Source organism: Rathayibacter rhapontici, assembly GCF_001995175.1.
Taxonomy (GTDB): domain Bacteria; phylum Actinomycetota; class Actinomycetes; order Actinomycetales; family Microbacteriaceae; genus Rathayibacter.
Genome location: NZ_MUKN01000001.1, coordinates 1 through 25,704 on the forward strand (window position 1 = coordinate 1; position 25,704 = coordinate 25,704).

Sequence of the window (25,704 nt, forward strand, 5' to 3'; positions counted from 1 at the left end):
GCCCGCGCGCCGAGGGGCCGCGCTCGCGCTGAGGCGCCGCCCGCGCGCTGAGGCGCCGCCCGGAGCGGGCGCCGCGGCCCTAGGGTGAGCGGCACGCCGAACCCGCGGCGCCCCTCGAGGAAGGCCCCGCCGTGGTCCCCGACATCAATCCCTGGGCCGTCGCCCTCGCCACCCTCTCGACGATGATCGTCGGCTCGGTCTGGTACACCCCGAAGGTCTTCGGCACGCTCTGGATGCGCCTCACCGGCATCACCGACGAGAGCATGCGCACCCGCAGCGCGGTGGTGCCGATCCTGGTGACCCTGGTCGTCAGCCTCGTCACCGCGCTGGTCCTGGCCGGCTGCGTCGACATCGCGCACGCCTTCTACGGCGGCAGCTGGTTCGCGAACTCCCTGATCACCGGTCTGTTCCTCTTCGTCGGCTTCACCGCTGCCCGGATGATCACCCACGACGCCTTCGAGGGCCGCCCCGCGAAGCTCACGATCCTCAACGTGACGCACGAGCTCGTGACGATCCTGGTGATGTCGGTGATCATCGGCCTGCTGCCGGCATGAGTGCTCCGCGCTCAGGTGCCCGGAACGGCTGCCGACGCGCCGCGAGAACGCGCCTTCCCGGGCGACTCGGCGCACAGGCCGGGGTGGCGACCGCGATGGCGCTCGCGCTGGCGGGCTGTGCGCCCGGCCTCTCGGCGTCCGCGACCGACGCCTGCAACCAGCACGCCTACTGGGTGAGCGGGGGGCAGCTGGAGGAGCGGCGCGAGCGCATCGCCGAGACCGTCGCCGAGCTGCTGACGGCCGACGATCCGGCCGAGCTCCGGACCGCGTCGGCCGCGATGACGGCGGCACTCGGCTCCGGTGATGAGGCCGGCTTCACTGCCGCGTCGGCCGCCTTCGCGGACGCCTGCGGCGAGAACGGGTGGGAGCCCCTCGAAGGCTGACGCCGGCCATCGGACCTCGGAGGACGCGGGTCTCGACACGCCGCTGCGCGGCCGCTCGACCGGCAAGGGGGCCGCGCGCCCCCGTCGTCAGAGCGCCCGCCGCAGCGCGATGCGCGCCGTCACCCCGCCGCCCGGGGTGTCGAGCAGCTCGATCGTCCCGGAGTCGTGCTCGACGACCTGCCGCGCGATCGCGAGGCCGAGTCCGGAGCCGTCGGGGCTGGCACTCCAGAAGCGGTCGAACGCGCGGGCGCGGTCGGCGGCGCTCATCCCCGGACCCGTGTCGGCGATCTCGACGACCACCTCCTGTCCGCGCTCGGCCACGCGCAGGAGCACCCGACCGGCGCCCGCGTGCAGCGCGTTGTCGACGAGGTTGTCGACGCCTGCTCGAGGTGCCCGGGAGTGAGGAGCGCCCGCGGTGCGCCGCGCGACGCCGACAGGACGAGCTCGGCGCCCGCGTCGTCGGCCGCCGCGGCCCAGAACGCCGCCCGCTCCCGCAGCAGCGCCGCGACGTCGACGGGCTCGCGCGGACGCGTGGGCGCCTGGCTCCGCGCGAGCACCAGCAGGTCCGAGACGAGGCGTCCGAGCCGGCCCGCCTCGGCGAGCGCCCGGTCGACGGCGGCGCGGTCGCCGGGCGACTCGAGGCGGTCGTGCAGGTTGTCGAGGCTCAGCCGCAGCGCGGTGAGCGGCGTGCGGAGCTGGTGCGAGGCGTCGGCCGTGAACGCCTGCTGGGCGGCGAGCAGCACGCCGATCCGGTGCGCGCCGTCGTTGAGGGTCTCGGCCAGGCGCCGCGTCTCGGCGGGCCCGACCGACGCGGGGTCGAGACGGGCGTCGAAGTCGCCCTGCGACATCCGCCCCGCCATCGCGTCGAGCAGGCGGAGGGGGCGCAGCAGCGAGGTGGAGACCAGGGCGCTCGCGAGCACCGCGAGCCCCAGCACCGCGAGTCCGACGGCGCCGCGGAACAGCCAGATCGACTGCAGCTGCTCGTCGACCGGCGCCGTGGGCAGGGTCAGCCGCACGGCGCGTCGACGACTCCGGCGTCGGTCGTGGCGGGCACGGTCACCTGGAGGCCCGGCTCGCCGAGCACCGAGTCCTCGCGCGAGCGCACGCGCTCCTCCCCCGCTAGCGCCGCCGCGAAATCGGAGTCGTCCGCCCCCGCGACCGCGCGGCCGAGCGCGGGAGCACCGTCGGGCGAGAGCAGCTCCACCCGCCCGTCGGTCTGCGCCTCGAGCTCGGCGCGCAGCCGCACGAGGGCCAGCTCGGCACCCTCGGCGGTCTCCTCGTCGGCCTCCGTCGCGGTCGACAGCAGCACCGCGATGGTCCGCGCCTCGCGGAGCGCCACCTCGCGCTGGTCGTCGCGCAGCACCCGGTCGAGGTCGAGCGCCACCGGCACGGTGAAGACGGCCAGGGCGAGAGTGACCAGCACGACGCACGCGGCGATCAGCCGACGGCGCATCAGGGCCGCTCCAGGCGGAAGCCCACTCCGCGCACGGTCGTGATCACCGCGGCGCCGGCGAGCTTCTGCCGCAGGGTCGAGACGTGCACGTCGAGCGTGCGCGTGGATCCGAACCAGTGGCTGTCCCACACCTCGTCGATCAGCGATTCGCGGGTGAGCACCGCGCCCACCGCGCCGGCCAGCGCGACGAGCAGGTCGAACTCCTTGGGAGCGAGCGCCAGCTCCTCGCCGTCGCGGTGCACGCGGCGGGCGGCGACGTCGATCGCGAGCGGCCCGAGCGCGATCACCGGGCGGGCCGGCGCCTCCCGGTCGAGGACCGCGTGACGCCTCGTCACCGCCCGGATCCGCGCCACGATCTCGCGCACCCCGAACGGCTTCGCGACGTAGTCGTCGGCGCCGACCTCCAGCCCCGCCACGGTGTCGATCTCGTCGCCGCGCGCGGTGATCACGATGATCGGCAGATCGGAGCGGGCACGCAGGCTGCGGCAGACGTCGAGCCCGTCCATGTCGGGCAGCCCGAGATCGAGCAGCACGACGTCCGGGGCGTCGGCGGCGAGCGCCTCGGCCCCGGTCGTCACCCAGTCGACCTCGAACCCGAAGCGCTCGAGCCCCTCCCGGAGGGACTGCGCGATCGAGGGGTCGTCTTCCACGAGCAGAACGAGCACCCTCGAGGGTCCCACCGCCGCCTGGGGAGGAGCGGTCACGCCGCTGCCGGCTCCTTCGAGGAGTGGTGCTCGACGATCAGCCACTCGCCGTCGACCTGCTCGTAGACGAAGGTGAAGCGCGCGGGCACCACGTCGCCGCTCGCGCCCATCGTGAACGTGTAGAGCCCGGAGTGGGACACGGTGCCGTCGCCGAGATCGCGCACGACGCCCTCGGTGATCACGCCCTGCGGCTGGTTGTCGAGGAACATGTCGAAGTAGCCGAGGCGCTCCTCCGGGGTGTCGTGCACGCCGGGCGAGACGGTGGGGAGGAGGACGGCGTCCTCGGCGTAGAAGGTGTTGACCGCCTCGGGGTCGCCCGTCGCGAGCGCGGCGTTCCACTCGTCGAACAGGCCCTGCACCTCGGAGTCGGACGGCGTCGCGAGCACCGGGGCCGAGGCCGCGACGGCTCCCGACGTGCAGCCGGTGAGGGCGAGGATCGCCGCCGCGGGAACGGCGAGCAGCGGGAGGGCGGTGCGGGTGCGGAGTGTCATGAGGAGGTCCTCGAGGTCGTGACCCGGGGCTTCCGGATCGAGCGGTCATCGGTGCAACCACTCTCTCGACCGGCCCGTCAGCGCTCCGTCAGGGGAGCATCAGGGCCGGGACAGGGTTCGCCCCGGACCCCGGCGGGGGGGCAGGTCTCGAGACGCCGCTGCGCGGCTGCTCGACCAGCGAGGATCCGCTCCGAGCTCGCGCACCGGGCCGAGGCCGGATGCCTCCCCCTGCTGATCGAGTAGCCCGCGCAGCGGCCGTATCGAGATCCACCCCCGCCGATCCTCGTCGCCGACGCCGGACGGGGGTCGGGTCGACGGCCGTCGACCTGCCAGGCTCAGAGCATGAACGCCCCCAGCGATCTGCTCGCCGTCCTCGTCGATGCCGACAACGTCCCTCCGTCCCGGATCGGGGCCGTCCTCGCGGAGGTCGCCCGCTTCGGCACGGCCTCGGTGAAGAGGGTCTACGGCGACTGGACGAGCACGCAGCTCACCAGCTGGAAGACCGCTGCGAGCGAGCACGTCATCCAGCCCATGCAGCAGTTCGCGCACACCAAGGGCAAGAACTCGACGGACAGCGCGCTCATCATCGACGCGATGGACCTGCTCTACACGGGGAGGTTCCAGGGCTTCTGCATCGTCTCCTCGGACAGCGACTTCACGCGGCTCGCCTCCCGGATCCGGGAGCAGGGGATCACCGTCTACGGATTCGGCGAGCGCAAGACGCCGACGTCCTTCCGCAACGCCTGCGACCAGTTCACCTACCTCGACGTCCTCGAGGTCATGGCCGGCGAGTCCGCACCCACCGTTCCGGCGCCGGAACGACCGGCGCCGTCCTCGCCCCAGGACGATCCGCGTCTCATCGAGGGGCTCCGGAACAGCGTCAGCACCGCATCGTCCGAAGACGGATGGGCGAGCCTCGCGGCCGTGGGGCAGCTCCTGCGCAAATGGCGCTCGGACTTCGACTCCCGCAACTGGGGCTACGCGAAGCTGTCCGAGCTGGTCCGGGCCACGGGTCAGTTCACGGTCGAGTCGACGGCGACCGGGCACCGCGTCCGCACGGGAGTCTCCTCCCCGGCACGATCCCGTCGCGGGACGGCAGGACGCGGCACCGAGGCCTGATCTCCTCCGCCCCGTCGAACCCACTGACGACGAGACGTCCCCGTGCCGTCGAGACGTCCCGCTGCTGCGGGCTGTCTCGACGGTCCGAGGACGTCTCGTGGAGGGGCGGGTCCTACTTCTTGCGGCGGGGGCCCTTCTCGACCGTGCGGATCCCGGTCGTCCCCGTCACCTGGTTCACGCCCGTGGTGTCGATGTCGGTCGGGCGCTCGCCCGGGCGGTAGGCGGTGTCGACCGCCGACTGCACCGACTCGTCGACGACCGTCGCCGCGGCGATCGCCCGCTCCATCCGGCTCTGGCGCGAGCGGAGGTAGAGGCCGAGCGCGATGATCACGATCAGCGCGAGGTACGCGAAGGCCGCGAACGGACGGGTGACCAGCGCCGTCAGGTCTCCCTGCGAGAGCTGCAGCGCCCGGCGCAGCTGCGCCTCCGCCATCGGGCCGAGGATCAGCCCGATCACCAGCGGCGCGACCGGGTAGCCGAAGCGGCGGAGGAAGTAGCCCACCACTCCGACGACCAGCAGGATCACGATGTCGACCGTCGAGAAGTTGACGGCGTACGCGCCCAGCACCGCGAAGGTCAGGATGCCCGCGTAGAGGTACGGACGCGGGATCTGCAGCAGCTTCACCCACATGCCCACCAGCGGCAGGTTCAGCACCAGCAGCATCACGTTGCCGATGTAGAGGCTCGCGATCAGCGCCCAGACGAGTCCCGGCTGGTTCGTGAACAGCTGCGGTCCCGGCTGGATGCCGTAGCTCTGGAACGCCGAGAGGATGATCGCGGCGGTCGCGGTCGTCGGCAGTCCCAGCGTCAGCAGCGGCACGAGCACGCCCGCCGCCGCCGCGTTGTTCGCCGACTCCGGACCGGCCACGCCCTCGATCGCTCCGCGGCCGAACTCGTGCTTGTGCTTCGAGAGCTTGCGCTCGGTCGCGTACGACAGGAACGTCGCCACATCCGCGCCGCCGGCCGGGATCGTGCCGATCGGGAAGCCGATCGCGGTGCCGCGCAGCCACGGCTTCCACGAGCGCTTGAAGTCGTCGCGGGTCATCCAGCTGCGCCATCCGCGGGTGACGGGGATCACCTGGATGCCGCCGTGCCGCATCCGCGACGCCACGTAGAGCGTCTCGCCGACCGCGAAGAGGCCGACCGCCACGAGCACCACGTCGATGCCGTCGGCCAGCGGCAGCAGTCCGAACGTGTAGCGCTGCTGGCCCGAGAGGATCTCGGTGCCCACCAGGCCCACGAAGAGGCCCAGGCCCAGCGAGCTGAGACCGCGCCAGACGGAGGAGCCCAGCAGGGCGCCCACGGTGATGAACGCGATGACCATGAGCGCCACGTAGTCGGCGGGAGCGAGGTTCACGGCCCAGGCCGCGATGGTCGGGGCGAGCAGGGTCAGCAGCACCGTGGCGACGGTGCCGGCCACGAACGACCCGAGGGCCGCCGTGGCGAGGGCCGCGGCTCCGCGCCCCATCTTCGCCATCTTGTTGCCCTCGAGCGCGGTGACGATCGAGGCCGACTCCCCCGGCGTGTTCAGCAGGATGCTCGTGGTCGAGCCGCCGTACATGCCGCCGTAGTAGATGCCGGCGAAGGTGATCAGCGCCGCGGTGGGGTCGAGCGTGTAGGTCAGGGGCAGCAGCAGAGCCACCGTCATGGCCGGGCCGATGCCGGGCAGCACGCCGACGGCCGTGCCGACCAGCACGCCCAGGAACGCGAAGATCAGGTACTGGGGCTGCGCGGCGATCGCGAAGCCCTCGAGCAGTGCCGAGATGTTGTCCACGTCAGCCTCCGATCGCGTCGAGGAAGGGCTGCAGCCAGCCCAGGAGCGGACCCAGCGGCAGCGAGAGCCCGAGCAGACCGCCGAAGACGATCTGCACGACCAGGCCCAGCGCCAGGCCGACGAGGATCGCGACCCACCACTTCTTCGCGCCCAGCGACCAGGCCACTCCGCCGAAGAGCACGGCCGCGGCGAGTGCCCAGCCGATCAGGTCGACGAGGACGATGTGCGCGATGACGAAGGCGACGAGCTTGCCGAGGGTGACCCAGTCGGTCTTCGCCGTGGAGTCGATGTCCTCGCCCTCCTCCTGCGGACCGAGACGGCCGCGGAGGACGTCGATCAGCACCATGACCGCCGAGAAGGTGAGGATGCCGCTGACCAGGAACGGGAAGACCCTCGGCCCGACCTGCGAGCCGGCGCCGGGGGCGCGGATCGAGAACGCGCCGACGAAGACGAAGATCCCCAGCGCGACGGCGAGCACCGCGAAGATCAGCTCGCCGATCAGGCGGCCCCGGTCGCGCGGGCCGCATCCGTCCCCGGGGCCACCGGAGGAGCGGACGTCGACATCAGTCGACCAGCCCGATGTTCTTCAGCGTCGCGCCGACCTCGGTGATGTCGCTCTCGAGGAAGTCGCCGAACTCGTCGCCGGTGAGGAACGCGTCGGTCCAGCCGCGGGTCGCGAGCTCCTCGGTCCACGCCTCGGTGCCGTGCAGCTCGGTGACGAGGTCCGTGAGGGCCGCGGTCTCCTCCTCCGTGATGTCGGAGGGGGCGAGCACGCCGCGCCAGTTGGTGAGGGTCACGTCGTAGCCGGCCTCGGTCATGGTCTCGACGTCCGGGAGGGACTCGACGGGCTCGGCCGAGGAGACGGCGAGGGCGCGCATGGTGCCGGCCTCGATGTGCTCGAGGAACTCGCCCACGCCCGAGATGCCGGCGCCGACGTTGTTGCCGAGGATCAGCGAGACGGCCTCGCCACCGCCCGAGTTCGGGATGTAGTTGAGCTTCTCGGCGATCTCGTCGCCCGAGAGGCCGGCCGACTCGAGGAGCAGGCCCGCGAGGATGTGGTCGGCGCCGCCCGCGGAGCCGCCGGTGACGGTCACCTCCTGGCCCTTGTCGACGATGTCGTCGGCGAGGTCCTCGAGGGTCTCGTACTCGGACTCGGCCGGCACCACGATGACGAGCGACTCCTCGGTGAGGCGGGCGATCGGAGTCGTGTCCTCCATCCGCACGTCGGCGGCGTTGGTCTCGACCGCGCCGACCATCACGAGGCCGGTGACCATGAGGGTGTTCGGGTCCTTCTCGTTGGCGAGGGAGGCGAGGCCGACGGTGCCGCCCGCGCCGCCCACGTTGGTGACGGGCGCCGAGCCGACGAGCTCCTCGGCGGTCAGCAGCTGCGACATGGCGCGGCCGGTCTGGTCCCAGCCGCCGCCCGGGTCGGCGGGGACGATGATCTGGAGCGACTCGACGGCGCGCCGGCGGCGGCGGGCTCCTCAGAGGCGGTGCCTCCGGACGAGCAGGCGGTGAGGGCGAGGGTCGAGGCGGCGAGCACGACGAGGAAGGGCTTGGATCGCATGGTTCTTTCTCTCCTTTGAGAACTCCCGAGTGCGAGATCGGGGGGCTGCGCCGCTGCGGCGCGCGAGTCAGAACCTAGTGACGGGGACGCGGCGGCCGCGGCTTCGGTAACTAAGAGCGGGCTTTCGTAACTATTGGTCGACAGCCGGTCGGTCTCGATCCGGTCCCGGAGCGACGTGGCGGCACCCGTGGCGCGTCATGATGGGCAGGTGGTTCGGGCAATGTCGCTTCGAGTACAGCTCCTGCTCCTGCAGGCGCTGATCGTCGCTGTCGCCGTCGTCGTGACCGGCCTCGTCGCCGGATCGCTCCAGGAGCGCTCGCTGCGCTCCTCCTATCTCGACCGGATGACCGGAGTCGCGCGCTCGGTCGCGAACCTGCCCGCGATCACCGAGGCCTTCGACGACGAGGACCCCTCGATCGTGATCCAGCCGATCGCCGAGGTGATCCGGGAGGCGTCCGACGTCACCTACGTGGTCGTCACCGACCGCGCGGGCGTGCGCTTCTCGCACCCCGACACCGAGCGGATCGGCGAGCGCGTCTCGACCGATCCGTCCGTGCCGCTGGCCGGGCAGACCTTCGTCGGCACGCAGACGGGGACCCTCGGGGAGTCGTGGCGGGTGAAGGTGCCGGTGTTCGGCTCCGACGGCGAGGTGATCGGCACGGCCTCGGTCGGGATCCTCGAGTCGGCGCTGCGCAAGGACTTCCTCGGGCACCTCAGCTGGCTGCTCTGGGCGATGGCGGGCGCCGCGGTGCTCGGGATCTTCGGAGCGGCCTGGGTCACCGCGATCATCCGCCGCCGCATCTTCCGTCTCGAGCCGGAGGAGATCGCGTCGCTCGTGACGCAGCAGGAGACGATGCTGCACCGGCTCTCGGAGGGCGTGGTCACGGTCGACGCGAGCGGGCGGATCGTGCTCGTCAACGACGCGGCGACCGCGCTGCTGGGCTGGTCGCCGGATCCGACGCTGCCGCCTCCGCTGGCGCGGGACGTCCTGGAGCCGTCGCTCCTCGAGGTGCTCGAGTCGGGCGAGCGCGAGGGCCGGCTGGTCCTCGCGGGCGAGCGGATCCTGATCGCGCGCGGCACCGGCACGCACCGCGGCGAGCGCACGGTCGGCGCGACCCTCCTGCTCCGCGACCACACCGAGCTGCACCAGCTGATGCAGGACACCGACGGCGCGCAGTCGCTCGCCGCCGGCCTGCGCGCCCAGGCCCACGAGTTCGCGAACACCATGCACGTCGTCTCGGGGCTGCTCGAGCTGGACTGCGTCGACGAGGCGCGCGCGTTCATCGCGCGGCTCGGCAGCGGCGGCCCGCTCGGAGTCGGCGGGGCGATCGCGCCCGAGATGCTGATGGAGGACGCGGAGCTCACGGCGCTGCTCATGGTCAAGAGCGCCCACGCCCGCGAGCTGCGGATCGACCTCGCCGTGTCGGCGACTCCCGAGGCCGAGGCCCTCGCCGGTCGGCTGCCCTCGACCCTGCGCGACGACGTCGTCACCGTCGTCGGCAACCTCGTCGACAACGCGCTCGAGGCCTGCTCGGCCGGGCACCGCGTGCGCGTGCAGTTCTCGATCGACGGCGGCGACCTCGTGATCGAGGTCGACGACGACGGAGCCGGCATCCCGCCGGAGCAGCGCGAGCGGGTCTTCGAGGAGGGCGTGTCGTCCAAGGGCGGCCGGGATGCGGGAGTGCGCGTCCACGGCCGCGGCATCGGGCTCGCGCTCGTGCGCCGGATCGCTCAGCGCAACCGCGGCAGGGTCTCGGCGGGGGCGTCGGAGTGGGGAGGGGCGCGCCTCACCGCGCGCCTGCACCTGCCGCCCGTCGCCGTTGCGCAGGTGGTGCGATGACCGCCCCGCTCTCGGTCGTCATCGTCGACGACGACTCTGCCATCGCCGCCCTGCACGAGCGCTTCGTCGCCGCGCACCCCGGGTTCGAGGTGCGGGAGGTGGCGGGCGACGGACCGTCCGCGGTCGCCGCGATCCAGGCACACCAGCCGGACGTGGTGCTGCTCGACTTCCACCTGCCGGGCTTCTCGGGGCTGGACGTGCTGCGGGCGGTGCGGGCGACGGCGGGGCCGCAGCCCGACTTCATCGCGGTGACAGCGGTGCGCGACGTGGAGAGCGTGCGCGCGGCGCGGGCGGCAGGCGTCCACCACTACCTGGTGAAGCCGTTCAGTGCGACGGCGCTGCGGAACCGGCTCGACGAGGTGGCGCACGACCGCCGGCTGTTCGAGGGGGCCGCGGGGCTGCACCAGGACGAGATCGACGTGCTCTTCACCTCCGGATCGCGGGCGCAGGCGCTGCCGAAGGGGCTGAGCACCGAGACGCTCGCCTCGGTGCTGGGCGCGCTGCGACCGGATGCGGACGCATCGGCCACCGAGGTCAGCGTCGCGGTCGGCATCTCCCGGGTGAGTGCGCGGCGCTACCTGGAGCACCTGGTGGCGTCGGGCCGCGCGGCGCGGACGCTGCGCTACTCCACGGGGCGGCCGTCGAGCGTGTACACGCTCGTGGAGTGACCGCCCTGCTGGTCGAGTAGCGCCACAGGCGCCCCCCTTTGCTGGTCGAGTAGCGCCGCAGGCGCGTATCGAGACCCACGACTCCCGGGACACGGGGATCTCGATACGCCGCTGCGCGGCTACTCGATCAGCAAGTGGGCGCGAACCGGGCGCGGCGCCCCAGCCAGGGCCCGGCTCGCGACCACTCGTCACGCCAAATCACGCCGAGTCGACCCGGAACGGGGCCTGCGAGGCCGGCAGGCACCGTTCAGTGACCACTCGCGGCCTCCCTGCTGGTCGAGTAGCGCCGCAGGCGCGGCCCTTGCTGGTCGAGTAGCGCCGCAGGCGCGTATCGAGACCCTCCACCACCGGACACGCGGATCTCGATACGCCGCTGCGCGGCTACTCGATCAGCGAAGAGGGGACCTCAGCCCCGCGCGACCGTCGAGCCGCGCACCAGCAGCTCCGTCGGCATGATCGTCACGCGCTCGACCGTCTCGCCGGCGAGAAGCCGCACCAGCACCTCCGCCATCGCCGAGCCGAGCTCGGTCGAGGGCTGGCGCATCGTGGTGATGGGCGGATCGGCGGCCTGCGCGAAGTAGTCGCCGTCGAAGCCCGCGAGGGCGACGTCGCCCGGCACCGACAGGCCGCGCTCGCGCAGCGCGGCGAGTGCGCCCGCCGCCATCTGGTCGTTGGAGGCGAAGACCGCGTCGATCGGGCGGCCGGAGTCGAGCAGGCGGTGCATCGCCGCGGCTCCGTCGGCCGGCGAGTAGTCGCCGATCTCGACGCGGGAGTCGTCGAGCCCGGCCTCGCGGACCGCGTCGCGCCAGCCGAGCAGCCGGTCGACGGCGGCCGGCATGTCCTGGCGGCTCGCGATCATCGCGGGCTCGCGGCGGCCCAGGCCGAGGAGGTGCTCGGTGATCTCGCGGGCCGACGCGATGTTGTCGACGTCGACGAAGTAGCTGCCCTGCTCCTCGGCGCTGAGCGGCCGACCGCCGAACACCACCGGGAGGCTCGTGCCGAGCCGGGCGTAGGAGTGGTCGCCGCTGTGGTGCGAGACGACGAGCGCCCCGTCGACGTTGCCGCCGAGGAGGTAGCGGCGGGTCTTCTCGGGCGCCGCCTCCGACGCGATGACGATGTTGAGCGTGTACTCGGTGTCGGCGAGCCGCAGCGCCGCCCCCTGCACCACCGACGCGAAGAACGGATCCGAGAACACCTTCGCGGTCGACTCCGGCACCACGAGGGCGATGACCTCGGTCTTGCGGCTCGCGAGCGAGCGGGCGGCGCGGTTCGGCACGTAGCCGAGCTCCTCGATCGCCTTGCGCACGGCCTGGGCCGCGTCGTCCTTCACCCGGGGCGAGTTGTTGACCACGCGGCTGACCGTGGAGCGCGAGACGCCCGCGCGAGCGGCGACCTCTTCGAGCGTCGGCGCGGCCGAGGCGGTGTCGTGACTCATAACGGGCCTCTCGGATCAGTGATCCGAGGGTAGTGGAGCCGCGACACCGCACCGCACGGATCAGCCCTTGACCGCGCCGCTCATGATGCCGGCGATGAGCTGGCGTCCGGCGAGCACGAAGAGCACGAGCAGCGGCACGATCGACATGACCGCTCCGGTGAGCACGATCGAGTAGTCGATGTAGTAGCCCGACTGCAGCTGCGCGAGCGCCGTCTGCAGCGTGGGATTCGTGGGGCTGAGCACGATCAGCGGCCAGAGGAAGTCGGTCCACGCCATCATGAACGTGAACAGCGCCAGGATCGCCATGGCCGGTCGGGCCGCGGGCACCGCGACGGTCAGGAACGTGCGGAACTGGTTCGCCCCGTCCATCCGGGCCGCCTCGATCAGCTCGTCCGGGATCACGTCGATCAGGTACTGGCGCATGAAGAACACGCCGAACGCGGTGACGAGGGTCGGCACGATGACCGCGCCGAGCTCGCCGGTCCAGCCCAGCTCGCGCATCAGGATGAACAGCGGGATGATGCCCAGCTGCGTCGGGATCGCCATGGTCGCGACGACCGTGATCATCAGCCCGTCGCGGCCGCGGAACTTCAGCTTCGCGAAGGCGTAGCCGGCCAGCGTCGAGAAGGTCACGACCGAGACGGTGATGACGCCCGAGACGATGATGCTGTTCATCAGCGCCGTCCAGAACGGCAGGGCGTCGAAGACCTTGGCCGCATTGGCGAGGAAGTTGCCGCCCGGCACCATCGGCAGCGTCTCGCTGCGCGTGGCGTTGGTGCCGCTCGCGACGACGAACGACCACCACAGCGGGTAGGTCGAGCCCAGGATGAACGCGCTGAGTAGTCCGTAGACGAGGAAGCCGGGGCGGTCGACCCGGCCGGCGCCCTTCCTGCGGCGGCGCGGCTCCGTCGCGGAGGCGTCCCCCTCGACGGGGCGGCGGACCGGGAACGCGGCTGATCGGGCGGGGGCGGGGGCGGTCATCGCTCGCTCGCTTTCTGGCCGAGGCCGGTGGAGGACAGGAGGGGGTCGGTCGCGGCGATCTCGTCGGCGCGGTCGGCGTCGTCGGCGCGGTCGGCCGACGAGGCGAGCACGGCCGCGGCCTTCTTCTGCGCCCGCTTGCCGAGCACGCGGTTCTCGACCGAGGCGATCCTCCGCGAGACCGCGAAGTTCACCAGCCCGATCAGCACGATCAGGAGGAACAGCAGCCACGCGATCGCAGCCGCCTCGCCGAAGTTGCCGCGGAAGAACGCCATCTCCCACAGGTAGAGCACGGTGGTCTGGAACTGGCGGTCGGAGCCGCCGATGCCGCCCGCGTTCGAGACGTCGAACAGGCGCGGCTCGGCGAAGATCTGGAGGCCGCCGATGGTCGCCGTGATGATCACGAAGATCAGGGTCGGGCGGATGTTCGGGATCGTGATCGAGACGAAGCGGCGGAACGCGCCGGCGCCGTCGATCGCGGCCGACTCGTGCAGATCGCGCGGCACGGCCTGCATCGCGGCCAGGAGGATCAGGCGTTGTAGCCGGTCCAGCGCCAGTTCACCATCGAGGCGATGGCGACGTGGCTGGCGAGGCGGTCGTTGATCCAGTCGATCTGGGGGACGCCGATCAGGCCGAGCAGGTTGTTCGCGAGGCCGTCCTGCTCGCTGAACACGCTCGAGAAGATGAGCGCCACGCGACCGGGGACACGATGTAGGGCAGCAGCACGCTCATCCGCCAGAACGTTCTGGCGCGCAGCGACTGATCCAGGGCGGCCGCCAGGACGAGCGCGACGAGCAGCTGGGGGATCGTGGACAGCAGGAAGATGCTGACGGTGTTCACGATCGAGTTCCAGAAGAACCGGTCGCCGAGCACGGCCGCGAAGTTGGCGAGGCCGACGAAGTCGCCCTGGCCCTGCAGCAGCTCCCAGTCGAAGAGCGACACGACGAGCGTGTAGACGAGGGGGAACGCGCCGGTGATCGCGAAGAGCAGGAAGAACGGCGAGATGTAGAGGTACGGGGAGGCCTTCACGTCGAAGCGGCCGAGCCGCTGGCGGAAGGTCAGGGGGACGCGGGCGGTGGGCCGCTCGCCCCTCGGCGGGGTCGCCGTCGCCGGCGGGGTCAGTGTGCTCGTCATGGCGCGATCGCTTTCCTCGAGGAGAGGGGCCCCCACCCGGCGGAACGGTGCCGCCGGGTGGGAGCCTGTCGGGAGGGAGGGGTGGGAGAGGCGCGTCAGTCGACGAGCTCGCCGAGGAGCGTCAGCGCTTCGGCCCAGGCGGCGTCACCGTCGAGCTCGCCGCGGTCGACCTTCTGCAGCACGGGGCCGAAGACGTTCTCCTGGATGAGCGAGTCGTCCGGTCCCTTGTACTGGGCGACGACCCCTTCGGCGCGCTTGGCGAGGATCGCACCGGTGGGCGAGCCGTTGAGCGCCGGGTCCGGCTCGGCGGCGGAGGCGAGCTCCTCCTGAGCGGCGACGGTGCTCGGGAAGGGACCGGCCGCTTCGAACGCCGTGATCTGCTGCTCGGGCTCGCTCAGCCACGAGGCGAGAGCGGCGGCCTCAGCGGGGTGCTCCGACTGGGTCGGGACCGAGAGGAAGGAGCCGCCCCAGTTGGCCGCACCGCCCGGGAACACGTCGGCGAAGTCCCAGCCGGTGCTCGCGGGGTCGCCGCCTCCGGCCTCCACGCCGCCCTTGAGGGTGCCGAACATCCACGCGGGGCAGACGAAGGTGGCGAAGGTCTGGTCGGTGAACGACTTGCCCTTGTTCCAGTCCCAGGCCTTCTGGCCGGCCGAGAGACCGGATCCGGCGGCGTCGGTCAGCTGGGCCCAGCGCTCCTCGAGCTCGGGGTTGCCCTCGATGTTCAGCTCGCCGTCGGCCGTGTAGTAGCCCTCGGGAAGCTGGTTGACCATGGCGTTCCAGACGAATCCGGAGTGGTCGAACCAGGCCTTGCCGGTCTTCTCGGTGTACTGCTTCCCCGCGGCGAAGTAGTCGTCCCAGGTCGCGTCCGCGCCGCCGAGCAGCTCGGCGACGGCCTCGCGCTCGGTGGGCAGGCCGGCGGCCTCGAAGGCGGCCGTGCTGTAGCAGAGGCCCTCGGGGCCGATGTCGGTGCCGTAGCCGATGACGCGGCCGTCGGGGTCGGTCGCCTGCTCGTACTTCCAGTCGACCCAGTCGGCCTTGCGGTCCTCGATGCCGTGGTCGCGGAGGTCCACGAACTGGTCCGAGACCTCCATGATCTGGCCGAGCCAGCCCTCCTCGATCGCGAGGACGTCGGCGAGGCCGGAGCCCGCGGCGAGCTTGGTGAAGGCGTCGGTGCGGGCGTTGCCGCCGGTGTCGATGTTGTTCGGGACGATGGTGATCCCGGGGTTCGCCTCCTCGTACTCCGCGTAGAGGTCGTCGAACCCCATCGCGTTGAACGTGGTGACGGTCAGTTCGATGTTCTCGCCCTCGGCGGCGTCGGATCCGGATGACGAGCATCCGGTGACGACGAGGGCGAGGGTTGCGGCGCCGGAGATCGCTGCGGCGATCCTGGCGCGTCGTGATGCGAGCACGGTCACTCCTTCGTGAGTTGGTGAGGGCATCCCGTAGAGCGCTCTCACGCGGCTGTGCTGCGTCCGTGAGAGCGCTCTCACGAGGTGTAGGGCGAGTGTACGAACACTTCCGCGGAGAGGTCAAGAGTTTCGAGAGAGCGCTCTCAAAATGCTCTGGACGCTGTTCTCGAGCCGAAGAGGAGTGGGCATCCGTCCATGCGAGGGGACCGACCACGGCGGCACGCAGAGGCTCGGCGAGGAGCGGCCTTCGCCGACGATCGTGCGCGCCCGGTGCTCCCGGCCGGGGTGCTGCGGCCGTGCCGGTCTGCGCGGCTGGGCGAGGCGGGAGGAGGAGCACCGGCTTCTCCGCCGTCGTCACCCTCGGATCATGCTCCACACCAGGGTCGGACGCGCGGGACCGGCTGAGGGAGCCTCCGCCCTGTCGACATCCTGATCCGGATGCTTCACGTCGGCGATGACCACGGACGCGATGCTCCGCCACCCCGGAGTCTGTCGATCCGTCACGGACGGCCGCCGCGAACCGATCGGAGCGGCCGTTCGTGACGGATCGACGGGGCCACCCGGCCGATCGTGACGGATCGACGCACGTGCGCCCACCGATCCGTCACGAACGGCGCGGCGTCAGCCGATCAGCACCGCGAAGCCCTCGGCGGGCACCGGCACCGTGACCGCACCGGCTGCGGCCTGCTCGCTTACGAGCACCCCGTCAGCCGAGTACACGCGCAGGGTGCCCGAGCCCTCGAGGGTCGCCGAGCGCGTCGACGTGGTGGAGTTGCGCACCAGCTCGGTGCGACCGCCGTCGCCCTCGAGCACGAGCCGCGAGACGACCGGTCGCACCAGCAGCGCGTCGAGCTTCGTCTCACCGGTCACTCCGCGCACCTCGACCGTCGTGGCGTCCGCGGGCACCGTGCGCCGCAGCTTCTGCGGCAGCAGCGCACCCGACGCCTCGGTGATCCCGCGCGCGCCGACAGTGCTCTTCAGCAGGTCCAGCGGTCGCGTCCCGGTCGACCACGCGCTGAGCGGAGTCGTCGCCGTCGCCTTCTCGACGCGCTCGATCACCGGCTCGATCACGCGCTCCTGCGTCGAGGAGCCGATGCCGATCGTCGCCGAGCGGCGCCAGTTCGTCAGCGACAGGTACGAGCCGCTCCACGAGGACTCGCCGGTCCAGCTCGACTCCGGAGTGACGACCGTGCCGCCCTGCGCCGTCTCGGCCTCGACGACCTCGAGGCCCTCGCGGCTCACCTGGGTCGCGACCGAGCGCGCGCGATCGGCCAGCTCGGGCCGGTCGTCGAGCGCGATCATCGCCAGCAGCCCGTGGATCGTGCTCTCGGCGCCGCTGTTGCGGTTGACGCTGCCGTCGGCCTGGACTCCGTCGAAGGTGATGCCCGTCGCGGGGTCGTAGACCGCGGTGCCGCTGCGGTTGAGCCCGAAGAACCAGGCGCCCTGCACACCGGCGAGGTCGGTGAAGGCGCTCGACCCGGTCGCGTCGGCGAGGGCGAGCGAATTCTGCAGCCGCGAATCCGCTCCGTAGGCGATCTGCACCGTCTCGGTCGGGCTCGGGTAGCGGCCGTTGTCGGGGCCGCCCGAGGTCAGCAGCTCCGGCGCGAAGCGGGAGCCCTCGACGACGGCGGGCTCGAGGAGCGAGGCGTCGCCCAGTGCGACGGAGGACTCGGCGAGCGCCGCGGGCATCTGCGACGCCCAGGAGTGCCAGAGCGAGCGCGACTTCGCCCACGGCAGGATCGCGCCGTACGGCCACGACGTGGTGTCCCCCTCCGTCGTCGTGCGCGCGAGCGCCGCCACGCCCTCGGCGAGCTTCGCGGTGCTGGCGCGCACCGCGGAGTCCTCGGGCACGGCCTCGACGTACGCCGAGAGGCCCAGCAGCGCCTCGGCCGTCGCATCGGCGCCGTCGACGATCAGCCAGGCGGGCACCCGGACGCCGTCGGCCGTCGCGTACCGGCCGTAGCGCGTCAGCACCTCGCGGTCGACCGCGGAGACACCGAGGCGGAGGCGCTCCTGCAGGAACGCGGCGAACTCGGGGTCGTCGTCCTCGAACGCCGCGTAGCCCTCGCCGAGCGCCCAGAGGGTGCGGGCGAGCCAGTAGCTGTCCTCGGAGTCGCTCGGGTCCGGCAGCTCGATCGGCTCGGCGCTGGGGTTCAGCTCGCCGTCGGGCTGCATCCAGAGCACCACGTTGCCGGCGTCGTCGCCGTCGGTGGTCTGGAAGTAGGCGAGTGCGCGCAGGGTCTCGTAGGCGTTCTCGCGGCTGGCCGTCGATCCGGTCTGCTGCCAGTGGCGGAGGTAGGCGACCGCGGCGCGCGAGATGTCGTCGGTGTTGTAGGCGCCCTGCCCCCAGTCGCCTGTCGCCGCATCGAGCGGGCCGCCGCCGACGCGCTCGAACGTGCCGCCGTCGCGGGCGTCCGCGTAGGTCCACGGCATCACCAGCTCGGGCTCCTCGGCGAGGCGGTACGTGGTGTGGCCGGGCTCCGGAGTCGGAGTGGCGGTGTCGAGGAGGAAGTCGAGGTGCGCGGTGTTCGCGAGGGGGTCCGCCGCGTGCGCGGGGGCCGCGCGAGGGTGAGACCCCCGGCGACGAGGGCGGTGGCGGCCAGGGCGGCCGCCGTGCGTGTTCTGGCGTTCGTCATTGAACTCTCCGATGGGTGGGTGTGGATGGGCTTCTGATCGTGGGGGGTCTCGAGACGCCCGCTCCGCGGGCTACTCGATCAGCAAGGGAGGGGGACTGCGGCGCGAGCAGCGGACCGCTCGCTGGTCGAGTAGCCCCGCAGGGGCGTATCGAGACCCATCTACTCCAGAAGTGGTCGATCTCGATACGCCCGCGAGCGGGCTACTCGATCAGCAAGGGGCGCGGGCTCCGCTCCCCTCACCCGTCCGTCCGCACGAGCCGGGCCGCGCCGATCTTCGAGTCGGCCATGCCGTAGAAGACGAAGTGCTGCCCGTCGATCTCCTCGATCGCGGTCGGGAAGACGACGTTCGGCACGATGCCCGAGCGCTCCTCCTCCGTCTCGGGGGCGAGCAGTGGCCCGGCCGTGCGCGCGATCACGCGCGACGGGTCGTCGCCGTCGAGGAGGATCGCTCCGGCCGCGTAGTTCACCTTCTGCTGCTGCGCGAACGCGCTGTCGATCACTCCGGTGACCCCGTGGTGGATCAGCAGCCAGCCCTCGGGCACCCGGAGCGGCGCCGGGCCGCCTCCGATCTTCAGCTCCTCGAAGGGGAACTCGGGCCCCGCGAGGAACCGGTGCCGCGTCCACCGGGTGAGGTTCGCGAGGTCGCGGTCGACCTCAGCGACCGGCACGTAGCTGATCCAGATGCTCTGCCGCGGGTCCTCGACGCCGGCCGGCAGGCGCACGCCCTCCCCCGGCTTCGTCTCGCCGAGGTCCCACATGGGCCGGTGCAGCACCGCGAAGGCGCGCGTGCCGTCGGGCGCCGTCACGATCTCGGGGAAGAACACGGTGTCCTTGTTGTGGAAGAGCCCCAGGTCGATGTCGAGCGCGTCGTCGTAGGCGAAGGTCACCGGGCCGAGCCGGCGCCACTCGCGCAGGTCCTCCGACACGGCGAGCGCCGTCCGCGGGCCGAGCGGACCGTACGCCACGTACGTCATCACGTGGAGCCCGAGCGCCTCGATGAACGTGACGCGCGGATCCTCCACTCCGGAGTTCGCCGCGCCCCGCTCGAACCCGCGGTCGGGTGCCAGCACGACGCCCTCGCGCTCGACGCCGACGGGCACGCCGTCCTCGACGAGCACCCGGGCGAGGCCCACGCGCGACACGTTGCCGGTCGCGACCATGCGGGGCAGCAGGTACAGCTCGCCGCCCGGGCCGCGTCCGCTGCCGGGGTTCAGCACGCCCTCGGCCTCGAGGTCGTCGCCCGGCAGGGGCTCCATCACGATGCCGACGCGCTCGAGACGGTAGGGGACGGTGGTGAGGGTGGGAGTCATGGTCAGCCTTTCACTCCGGATCCGAGATCGGTCGAGACGAAGTAGCGCTGGAACACGATGAACAGCACGACGACGGGGGCGGCGAGCACGACGGCGCCCGCCAGGATCGCCCCGAACGGGTTGTCGGTCGACGACGCGACGTTCGAGATGTAGTTGGCCAACGACACGGCGAGCGGCTGCAGCGACGCGTCCTTGGTGATGAGGAAGGGCCAGAGGAACTCGTTCCAGGGGCCGATGAAGGTGAGGAGGACCGCCGTGACGAGCGCGGGACGCACCAGCGGGAGGGCGACGTTCCAGAGCAGCTTCAGCTCGCCGGCGCCGTCGATCCGGGCCGCTTCGAACAGCTCCTTGGGCAGCTGCAGGAAGTACTGGCGGAAGATGATCACCGCCGTCGAGTTGATCGCGAACGGCAGGATCATGCCCACGTGGCTGTCGGCGAGACCGTAGTCGCGGGCGATCAGCACGTAGAGCGGGATCTGCAGCAGCTGGAACGGGATGACCTGCACGAGCAGCGCGAGCGCGAACACGGCGTTGCGTCCGCGCCACTGCAGCATCGCGAGCGCGTACCCGGCCAGCACCCCGAGCACCACGGTGCACAGCAGCACGCCGCCCGTGAAGATCCCGGAGTTGACCAGGCCGGTGAGCAGGCTGATCCGCTCGTTCACGTTGACGTAGTTGTCGAGCGTGAGGTTCGCCGGGTCGGGGACCGCTCCGGCGAGGGTCGGGTCGGGGTCGGTCTGCAGCGAGCCGACGACCATGTAGTAGAAGGGGAACAGGAACACGATCGCGCCCAGCCCGAGGACCACGCCCCGCAGCACGACCGCCGAGCGGCTCATGCCCACGGGGCGTCGGCGCGTCCTGATCGGAGTGACGGCGGGCACGGCCGAGGCCGCTCCTCCCGCGCTGACCTGCGCGCTCATGAGTTCCTCTCCCCGGCGAAGCGGTTCTGCAGGTAGGCGATGATCAGGACGCCGATGACGAGGACGACTCCGATGGCCGACGCCACGTCGGGCTGCCCCTGCTGGAGGCCCAGCTGGTACATCAGCAGCACCGGGGAGGCGGAGGCGCCGTTGGGCCCGCCGCCGCCGGTCAGGAGGTACGGCTCGGTGAAGAGGTTCGCTCCGGTGACCGTCGAGACGAGCAGCACCAGCAGAGTCGCGGGCCGCACGCTCGGCACGGTGACCGAGAAGAACTGGCGCACGCGGCCGGCTCCGTCGGTCGACGCCGACTCGTACAGCTCCTTCGGCACGTTCTGCAGCGCCGCCAGGTACAGCAGGATGTAGAACCCGAGCTGCTTCCACGTGACGAAGATCGCGATGACCGGCATGGCCAGGTTCTCGTTGATCAGCCACGACGGATCCGGCGCCAGCGGGCCGAGCAGGCTGTTGACCAGCCCGTTCCCGTTGAACAGGAACAGCCACACCGCGACGATCGCGACGCTCGCCGTCACGTAGGGCACGTAGAACGACACCCGGAGGAACGTGCGCAGGTGCACGACCTTGTCCAGTGCCGAGGCGAGCAGCAGCGCCAGGACCACCGTGAGCGGCACGTTGATGACCAGGAAGATCCCGATGTTGCCGAACGAGCGGATGACCTGCGGATTCGAGAACGCGGTGACGAAGTTCTCGAGCCCGACGAACGGCCGGTCGACCTGCACGCCGGGCGCCGCGAAGAAGAAGTCGTGGAACGCGATGTAGACCGAGTACCCGACCGGGAACGCGAACACCGCGAGCACGAAGATCAGGTACGGGCCGCCGAACAGCAGTCCGAGCGGCTGGGGTCCGAGCACGCGGCGGAGCAGGCTCCGCTTCGCGCGCGGGCCCGGGGCTCCGGCGCCCGTGGACGCCGGAGCCTTCGGGGTGAGCGTGGTCACGGCCGGCTCACTGCTGGCCGGCGAGCCCGGTGACGGTCTCGGCCGCTCCGTCGAGAGCCGACTGCACGTCGCCCTCGCCGAAGATCACGGTCTTGCCCCACGCGTCGCGGATCGCCTGCAGCATCTGCACCGTGTTCGGTCCCGACGGCACCTCGATGGTGCGGCTCGCCTGGTCGCCGAAGCGCTGGTAGGCGGGGTTGGCCTCGAAGTAGTCGGCGTAGGTGGTCTGCAGGTCGGTGCGCAGCGGCATCTGGCCGGTGGTCTCGAGGAGCGAGCGGTCCTGCTCCTCGCTGGTCGCGAACTTCAGCACCTCCCACGCGGTGCCCTTGTTCTCGCAGGCGGAGTAGAGGCCGACGTTCTTCGCGTCGCTGAACGTCCAGGTGTCCTCGGGCGCGGTGCCGTCGGGGGTGGGCACCGAGACGGAGCCCCAGTTCAGGTCCTCGTAGACCGAGACGGCCCAGGGGCCCACGATCGACATGGCGGCCTGACCGTCGGCGAACGCGTCGCCCTGGTACTGCTCGCGACCGGCGAGGCCCTGGTCGTAGAGGCCCTTCCAGAACTCGGCGACCTCGTAGCCCTCCTCGCTCGCGAAGGTGGCCTCGCCGTCCTCGACCAGGCCCGTCCCTCCGGTGGCCGCGGCGTACAGCGGCATGAAGTCGAACTGGGTCTGGAAGAACTCGCTGGTGGGTGCGGGCTGGATCGCGGCGGGCGCGGCTCCGGACTCGACGAGCGTCTTCGACGTGGCGACGAACTCGTCGTAGGTCGCCAGCGACGGGTTCTCGGGGTCGAGACCGGCCTGCGCGAAGAGGTCCTTGTTGTAGAAGATGACGACCGGATTGCTCTTCCACGGCATCTGGAAGTAGTCGCCGTCGGCGTTCTGGTACTGCTCGGCGAGGTCGCCGCTGCGGGTCTCGATGTGGTCGTCGCCGTCCTCGAACTCCGACAGGTCGACGAGGCCGCCCTGCTTCTCGAACTGGCCGACGGCGCTGGGAGCGGTGTTGAAGACGAGGCACGGCGCGTTGCCGGCGGTGATCGCGGCTCCGATGACCTCCTCGCTGCTCTTGCCGGCCGGGATCTCCTGGCCGGTGATCTCCTGGTCCGGGTTGTCGGCGTTCCAGGCCTCGACCATCGCCTCGCCCCAGGCGACCTCCTGCTCGTTGTTCGAGTACCAGATCGTGATCGGGCCGGTGGCGGTGAGGTCGGTGGACGCTCCTCCACCGCCTCCACTGCAGGCGGTGAGGCCGATCGTCGCCAGTGAGGCGATGCCGATCCCGGTGAGCCATCGTCTCGTCGTCGAGCTGCTCATGGTGTTCTCCTTGTCCTGTGCTCGGCGCGCGCGGCGGTGCGCGCGCCTCTCAGTGGGTCGGCCGCGGCGGAGCGGTCGAGTGGCGCACGACGAGCCCGGCGGGCTCGAGGTCGACGTCGGGGGCGCTCCCGGTCTCGATGAGATCGAGGAGCGTGCGGGCCGCCGCCTCTCCCCAGCGCGCGGGGCGCGTGCGGGCGGAGGTCAGCGACGGGTAGACGTGGGCGGCGATCTCGGAGTCGTCGAATCCGGTGATCGAGAGGTCGTCGGGCAGCCGGAGCCCCCGGGTGTGCGCGACGCCGAGGCCGGCGATGGCCATCGGGTCGTTCGCGTAGACGACGGCGGTGGGCGGCTCGGCGAGGTCGAGCAGCTGCTCCATCGCCCGCGCGCCCTGGCCTGCGCTGAAGTCGGTGGCCACGACCGGGCCGGGCTCGAGTCCCGCGTCGGCGCACGAGCCGAGGAACGCCGCGCGGCGGCGGCGCGAGTGCAGCAGGTGGTCGGGACCGGCGACATGGGCGATGCGCCGGTGGCCGAGTTCGGCGAGGTGCGCGACGCGTCGGCGATGCCCGCGGCGTCGTCCATGACCACCGCGGGCGACGGCGATCCGTGGAAGCGGCCGAGGGTGACGGCGGGCAGGCCGAGCTCGGCGAGCAGGGCGGGGCGGGAGTCGTCCCCGCGCAGATCCGTCAGGAAGATCCCGTCGACGCGGCGATCGGCGGCGAGGGTGCGGTAGACCGCCTCCTCGGACGCGCCCGGCTCGACGACGCTGAGCACGAGCACCCGGCCGTTCTCGGCGAGCACGCGCTCGACGCCCGAGATGAAGGAGGGGAAGAACGGATCCGCGGCGATCACCTCGGGGTCGCGCGCGACGACGAGGCCGACGGCGAACGACACGCTGGTCGAGAGGGAGCGGGCGGTGACGCTGGGGCGGTAGCCCAGCTCGGAGGCGACCTGCAGGATCCGCTCGCGCGTCCCGACGGAGACGCCGGGCCGATCGTTGAGCGCGAACGAGACGAGCGCCTTGCTGACGCCGGCCTCGCGGGCGACGTCGAGGATCGTGGGCCTGCCGGCCATCGTGCGCCTCCTCGTCGAGTGTGAACCGGTTTACTGAACCGGTTCAGAGCACCGTAGCAGGATCGAGGACCGGTGAGAAGGGGCGCGGTCGCCGAACCGGGAACACTCCGCGCCTCCCGTGCGTTGGCACCCGTATGACCGTTCCCCTCTCGATCCTCGACCTCGCCCCCATCGCCCCCGGAGAGACCGCGCGCGACAGCTTCGCCGCCTCGGTGGCGCTGGCGCAGCAGGCCGAGCGCAGCGGGTACCGCCGGGTCTGGTACGCCGAGCACCACAACATGGCCTCGATCGCGTCGAGCGCCACCTCGGTGCTCATCGCGCACGTCGCGTCGCAGACCTCGACGATCCGCCTGGGCTCCGGCGGCGTCATGCTGCCCAACCACTCCCCGCTGACCATCGCCGAGCAGTTCGGCACCCTCGCGACCCTGCACCCCGACCGCATCGACCTGGGCCTGGGCCGCGCGCCGGGCAGCGACCAGGCGACGTTCCGGGCGCTGCGCCGCGATCCGGAGTCATCCGAGCGCTTCCCGCAGGACGTCCTCGAGCTGCAGGCCTTCCTCGCCGGCGAGTCCCGGATCCCCGGTGTCAGCGCGACGCCCGGAGCCGGCACCCGCGTGCCCCTCTACATCCTCGGCTCCTCGCTCTTCGGCGCCCAGCTCGCCGCGGCCCTGGGCCTCCCCTACGCCTTCGCCTCGCACTTCGCGCCCGACGCGCTGCACCAGGCCGTCGCCGAGTACCGCCGCGGCTTCCGCCCGTCCGAGCAGCTCGACGCCCCGTACGTGATCGCCGGAGTGAACGCCATCGCGGCCGACACGACCGCCGACGCCGAGCGCCAGTTCGCCGAGATGAAGCGGGCGCGCCTGCTGATGCTGCTGCGCCAGAGCGGCCAGATCCCGTTCGATCAGCGGTTCTCGGACGACGAGCTCGACAGCCTGCTGAGCGCCCCGGTCGGCGCGCACGTGGCGAGCATGACCCACTACACCGGAGTCGGCACGAGCGAGGAGGTCGCGGACTATGTCAGCGGATTCGCCCGCTCGGCCGACGCCGACGAGGTCATCGTCGCCCACGCCTCGCTCGCGACCCCCGCGCGGTTGCGCTCGGTGGAGCTGCTGGCCGACGCGCACGCCCGCGTCGCCGCGTGACCGCCTGAGGCCCGGAGCGCGGATGTCGCAGCGCAACCGCCTGCAGAAGTAAGGCTGAGAGGCCGGATGTCGCGCACTCCGCGCGAGTCCGGCCTCTCAGCCTTCGTTCCGACGGTCCGGCGTGCGGATCCCGTCCGCAACCGAGGGCCAGAGCCCGCGAGCGGCCCGCAACGGCCCGCCTCAGCCTCCCGACCTCGGTTGCGAACACCTCAGGCCAGCCCCGCCCCGCCCACCGCCAGGCTCACCACGACCGTCAGCGCCGTCGTCCACAGCACGATCGCGACGCCCTGCCACAGCAGCACGCGCCCCTTCGCCACTCCGGCCCCCGCGAGCATCACCGCCGTGAAGTGCGTCGGCAGCAGCAGCGGCCCGAGCAGGCTCACTCCAGGCACCCCGTAACGGGTGAACGCGCGCTGGAACTTCTCGCGCCGCGCGGAGGACTTCCGCGTCCGCCCCTTCGTCACGGCCGAGCGCACCCCCGCCCCCAGCAGCACCAGCAGCGCCACGCAGACGAAGTTGCCCACCGCGCCCGAGATCGCGGCGACCACCGGGTGGATGCCGCCGATGATCCCGATGGTCGCCGCCCCCTCGCCCTCGATGAAGGGCACGGCTCCTGCGGCCGCCACCACGAGGGGCTGCACGAGGTCGGGGACCCGCGCGAGGAGGTCCTGGAATCCGAGGATGGCGTCGGCTGCGATGTTCGACATGTCGTCTCCGCTCTGCTGACCGCGTCGGCGGCCCTCCCGTCTCTCGGGGATGACTCCATCCGACCGGAGTCGCGAGCACCCCGGCAGTGCCGCCGGGTCACCTCGGCAGGGGAGGAACTCACCCCCGAGGGGTGACATCCGTCATGGTCG

General features: G+C 71.8%; 24 protein-coding genes and 2 pseudogenes. 6 read left to right on the top strand and 20 right to left on the bottom strand.

Going from position 1 to position 25,704, the window contains the following annotated elements:
• Positions 1-131: 131 nt before the first annotated feature.
• Together B0T42_RS00005 and B0T42_RS00010 are read left to right on the top strand one after the other, a co-directional pair.
• Complete coding sequence (locus tag B0T42_RS00005) at positions 132-554, top strand: DUF1761 domain-containing protein (protein WP_055784746.1); 423 nt, start codon at positions 132-134, stop codon at positions 552-554.
• Between the two features lie 95 nt (positions 555-649).
• Complete coding sequence (locus tag B0T42_RS00010) at positions 650-937, top strand: hypothetical protein (RefSeq protein ID WP_139344357.1); 288 nt, start codon at positions 650-652, stop codon at positions 935-937.
• 87 nt (positions 938-1,024) lie between these two features.
• On the opposite strand, the gene B0T42_RS20395 is transcribed toward B0T42_RS00010, so the two are convergent.
• The 5 genes from B0T42_RS20395 to B0T42_RS00030 are packed head-to-tail and all read right to left on the bottom strand — an operon-like array spanning position 1,025 to position 3,585.
• Positions 1,025-1,270 carry a sensor histidine kinase gene (locus B0T42_RS20395; protein ID WP_342418178.1) on the bottom strand — a complete coding sequence of 82 codons (246 nt, stop codon included), beginning with the start codon at positions 1,268-1,270 and terminating at the stop codon, positions 1,025-1,027.
• Positions 1,201-1,953, bottom strand: coding sequence for a sensor histidine kinase (locus B0T42_RS19775; RefSeq protein WP_094742635.1), 753 nt, complete (start codon positions 1,951-1,953; stop codon positions 1,201-1,203). Before B0T42_RS19775 ends, B0T42_RS20395 begins: the two co-directional genes overlap by 70 nt.
• Complete coding sequence (locus B0T42_RS19780; RefSeq protein ID WP_094742636.1) at positions 1,944-2,390, bottom strand: hypothetical protein; 447 nt, start codon at positions 2,388-2,390, stop codon at positions 1,944-1,946. The genes B0T42_RS19775 and B0T42_RS19780 overlap by 10 nt, the downstream gene beginning before the upstream one ends.
• Positions 2,390-3,094: a response regulator transcription factor gene (locus tag B0T42_RS00025; RefSeq protein WP_274703327.1), complete on the bottom strand. Its 705-nt coding sequence runs from the start codon at positions 3,092-3,094 to the stop codon at positions 2,390-2,392. Before B0T42_RS00025 ends, B0T42_RS19780 begins: the two co-directional genes overlap by 1 nt.
• The gene (locus B0T42_RS00030; protein WP_077221429.1) at positions 3,091-3,585 is read right to left on the bottom strand and encodes an SgcJ/EcaC family oxidoreductase; all 495 of its coding nucleotides are present in this window, start codon (positions 3,583-3,585) and stop codon (positions 3,091-3,093) included. Before B0T42_RS00030 ends, B0T42_RS00025 begins: the two co-directional genes overlap by 4 nt.
• A 342-nt stretch (positions 3,586-3,927) precedes the next feature.
• Between B0T42_RS00030 and B0T42_RS00035 the strand changes: the two genes are divergently transcribed.
• Positions 3,928-4,704 carry an NYN domain-containing protein gene (locus B0T42_RS00035; protein WP_077221430.1) on the top strand — a complete coding sequence of 259 codons (777 nt, stop codon included), beginning with the start codon at positions 3,928-3,930 and terminating at the stop codon, positions 4,702-4,704.
• Between the two features lie 112 nt (positions 4,705-4,816).
• Here the strand turns inward: B0T42_RS00035 and B0T42_RS00040 are convergent, their stop codons facing one another.
• From B0T42_RS00040 to B0T42_RS00050, 3 genes are all read right to left on the bottom strand, one after another.
• The gene (locus tag B0T42_RS00040) at positions 4,817-6,478 is read right to left on the bottom strand and encodes a tripartite tricarboxylate transporter permease (RefSeq protein ID WP_077221431.1); all 1,662 of its coding nucleotides are present in this window, start codon (positions 6,476-6,478) and stop codon (positions 4,817-4,819) included.
• 1 nt (position 6,479) lies between these two features.
• Positions 6,480-6,956, bottom strand: coding sequence for a tripartite tricarboxylate transporter TctB family protein (locus B0T42_RS00045; RefSeq protein WP_236720019.1), 477 nt, complete (start codon positions 6,954-6,956; stop codon positions 6,480-6,482).
• An 85-nt stretch (positions 6,957-7,041) separates the two neighbouring features.
• The gene (locus B0T42_RS00050) at positions 7,042-7,872 is read right to left on the bottom strand and encodes a Bug family tripartite tricarboxylate transporter substrate binding protein (protein ID WP_236720020.1); all 831 of its coding nucleotides are present in this window, start codon (positions 7,870-7,872) and stop codon (positions 7,042-7,044) included.
• 393 nt (positions 7,873-8,265) lie between these two features.
• On the opposite strand from B0T42_RS00050, the gene B0T42_RS00055 reads away from it, so the two are divergent.
• Together B0T42_RS00055 and B0T42_RS00060 are read left to right on the top strand one after the other, a co-directional pair.
• Positions 8,266-9,885, top strand: a complete 1,620-nt coding sequence (locus B0T42_RS00055; RefSeq protein WP_077221433.1) for an ATP-binding protein — start codon at positions 8,266-8,268, stop codon at positions 9,883-9,885.
• A complete protein-coding gene (locus tag B0T42_RS00060) occupies positions 9,882-10,553 on the top strand; it encodes a response regulator (protein WP_077221434.1) in 672 nt (223 codons plus the stop codon). Before B0T42_RS00055 ends, B0T42_RS00060 begins: the two co-directional genes overlap by 4 nt.
• Before the next feature lie 406 nt (positions 10,554-10,959).
• Here B0T42_RS00060 and B0T42_RS00065 read toward each other — a convergent pair whose 3' ends face one another.
• From B0T42_RS00065 to B0T42_RS20815, 11 genes and pseudogenes are all read right to left on the bottom strand, one after another.
• Positions 10,960-11,988 (bottom strand): LacI family DNA-binding transcriptional regulator, encoded by a 1,029-nt coding sequence (locus B0T42_RS00065; RefSeq protein ID WP_077221435.1) that lies wholly within the window; start codon positions 11,986-11,988, stop codon positions 10,960-10,962.
• 60 nt (positions 11,989-12,048) lie between these two features.
• Entirely contained in the window at positions 12,049-12,969 is a 921-nt protein-coding gene (locus B0T42_RS00070) for a carbohydrate ABC transporter permease (protein ID WP_077221436.1), read from the bottom strand.
• Positions 12,966-14,100 (bottom strand): annotated as a pseudogene (locus tag B0T42_RS00075) (carbohydrate ABC transporter permease). The gene B0T42_RS00070 and the pseudogene B0T42_RS00075 overlap by 4 nt, the downstream one beginning before the upstream one ends.
• 95 nt (positions 14,101-14,195) lie before the next feature.
• Positions 14,196-15,509, bottom strand: a complete 1,314-nt coding sequence (locus tag B0T42_RS00080; protein ID WP_236720021.1) for an ABC transporter substrate-binding protein — start codon at positions 15,507-15,509, stop codon at positions 14,196-14,198.
• A 621-nt stretch (positions 15,510-16,130) separates the two neighbouring features.
• A complete protein-coding gene (locus tag B0T42_RS00085; protein ID WP_236720022.1) occupies positions 16,131-17,942 on the bottom strand; it encodes a hypothetical protein in 1,812 nt (603 codons plus the stop codon).
• A gap of 439 nt (positions 17,943-18,381) precedes the next feature.
• On the bottom strand, positions 18,382-19,455 hold the full coding sequence (locus B0T42_RS00090) for a glycoside hydrolase family 130 protein (RefSeq protein ID WP_077221438.1): 1,074 nt from the start codon (positions 19,453-19,455) through the stop codon (positions 18,382-18,384).
• A 2-nt stretch (positions 19,456-19,457) separates the two neighbouring features.
• Positions 19,458-20,291: a carbohydrate ABC transporter permease gene (locus B0T42_RS00095; RefSeq protein WP_055788634.1), complete on the bottom strand. Its 834-nt coding sequence runs from the start codon at positions 20,289-20,291 to the stop codon at positions 19,458-19,460.
• Between the two features lie 80 nt (positions 20,292-20,371).
• Complete coding sequence (locus B0T42_RS00100; RefSeq protein ID WP_077221439.1) at positions 20,372-21,328, bottom strand: carbohydrate ABC transporter permease; 957 nt, start codon at positions 21,326-21,328, stop codon at positions 20,372-20,374.
• 7 nt (positions 21,329-21,335) lie between these two features.
• Entirely contained in the window at positions 21,336-22,634 is a 1,299-nt protein-coding gene (locus tag B0T42_RS00105) for an extracellular solute-binding protein (RefSeq protein WP_077221440.1), read from the bottom strand.
• Positions 22,635-22,683: 49 nt separating this feature from the next.
• Positions 22,684-23,235 carry a LacI family DNA-binding transcriptional regulator gene (locus B0T42_RS20810; protein ID WP_342418183.1) on the bottom strand — a complete coding sequence of 184 codons (552 nt, stop codon included), beginning with the start codon at positions 23,233-23,235 and terminating at the stop codon, positions 22,684-22,686.
• 377 nt (positions 23,236-23,612) lie between these two features.
• Positions 23,613-23,705: pseudogene (locus tag B0T42_RS20815) on the bottom strand (LacI family DNA-binding transcriptional regulator); the annotation flags it as partial.
• A gap of 134 nt (positions 23,706-23,839) precedes the next feature.
• Here B0T42_RS20815 and B0T42_RS00115 point away from each other — a divergent pair.
• The gene (locus B0T42_RS00115; RefSeq protein WP_077221441.1) at positions 23,840-24,847 is read left to right on the top strand and encodes an LLM class flavin-dependent oxidoreductase; all 1,008 of its coding nucleotides are present in this window, start codon (positions 23,840-23,842) and stop codon (positions 24,845-24,847) included.
• Positions 24,848-25,056: 209 nt separating this feature from the next.
• Here the strand turns inward: B0T42_RS00115 and B0T42_RS00120 are convergent, their stop codons facing one another.
• Positions 25,057-25,554, bottom strand: coding sequence for a small multidrug efflux protein (locus B0T42_RS00120; protein WP_077221442.1), 498 nt, complete (start codon positions 25,552-25,554; stop codon positions 25,057-25,059).
• Between the last annotated feature and the right edge of the window lie 150 nt (positions 25,555-25,704).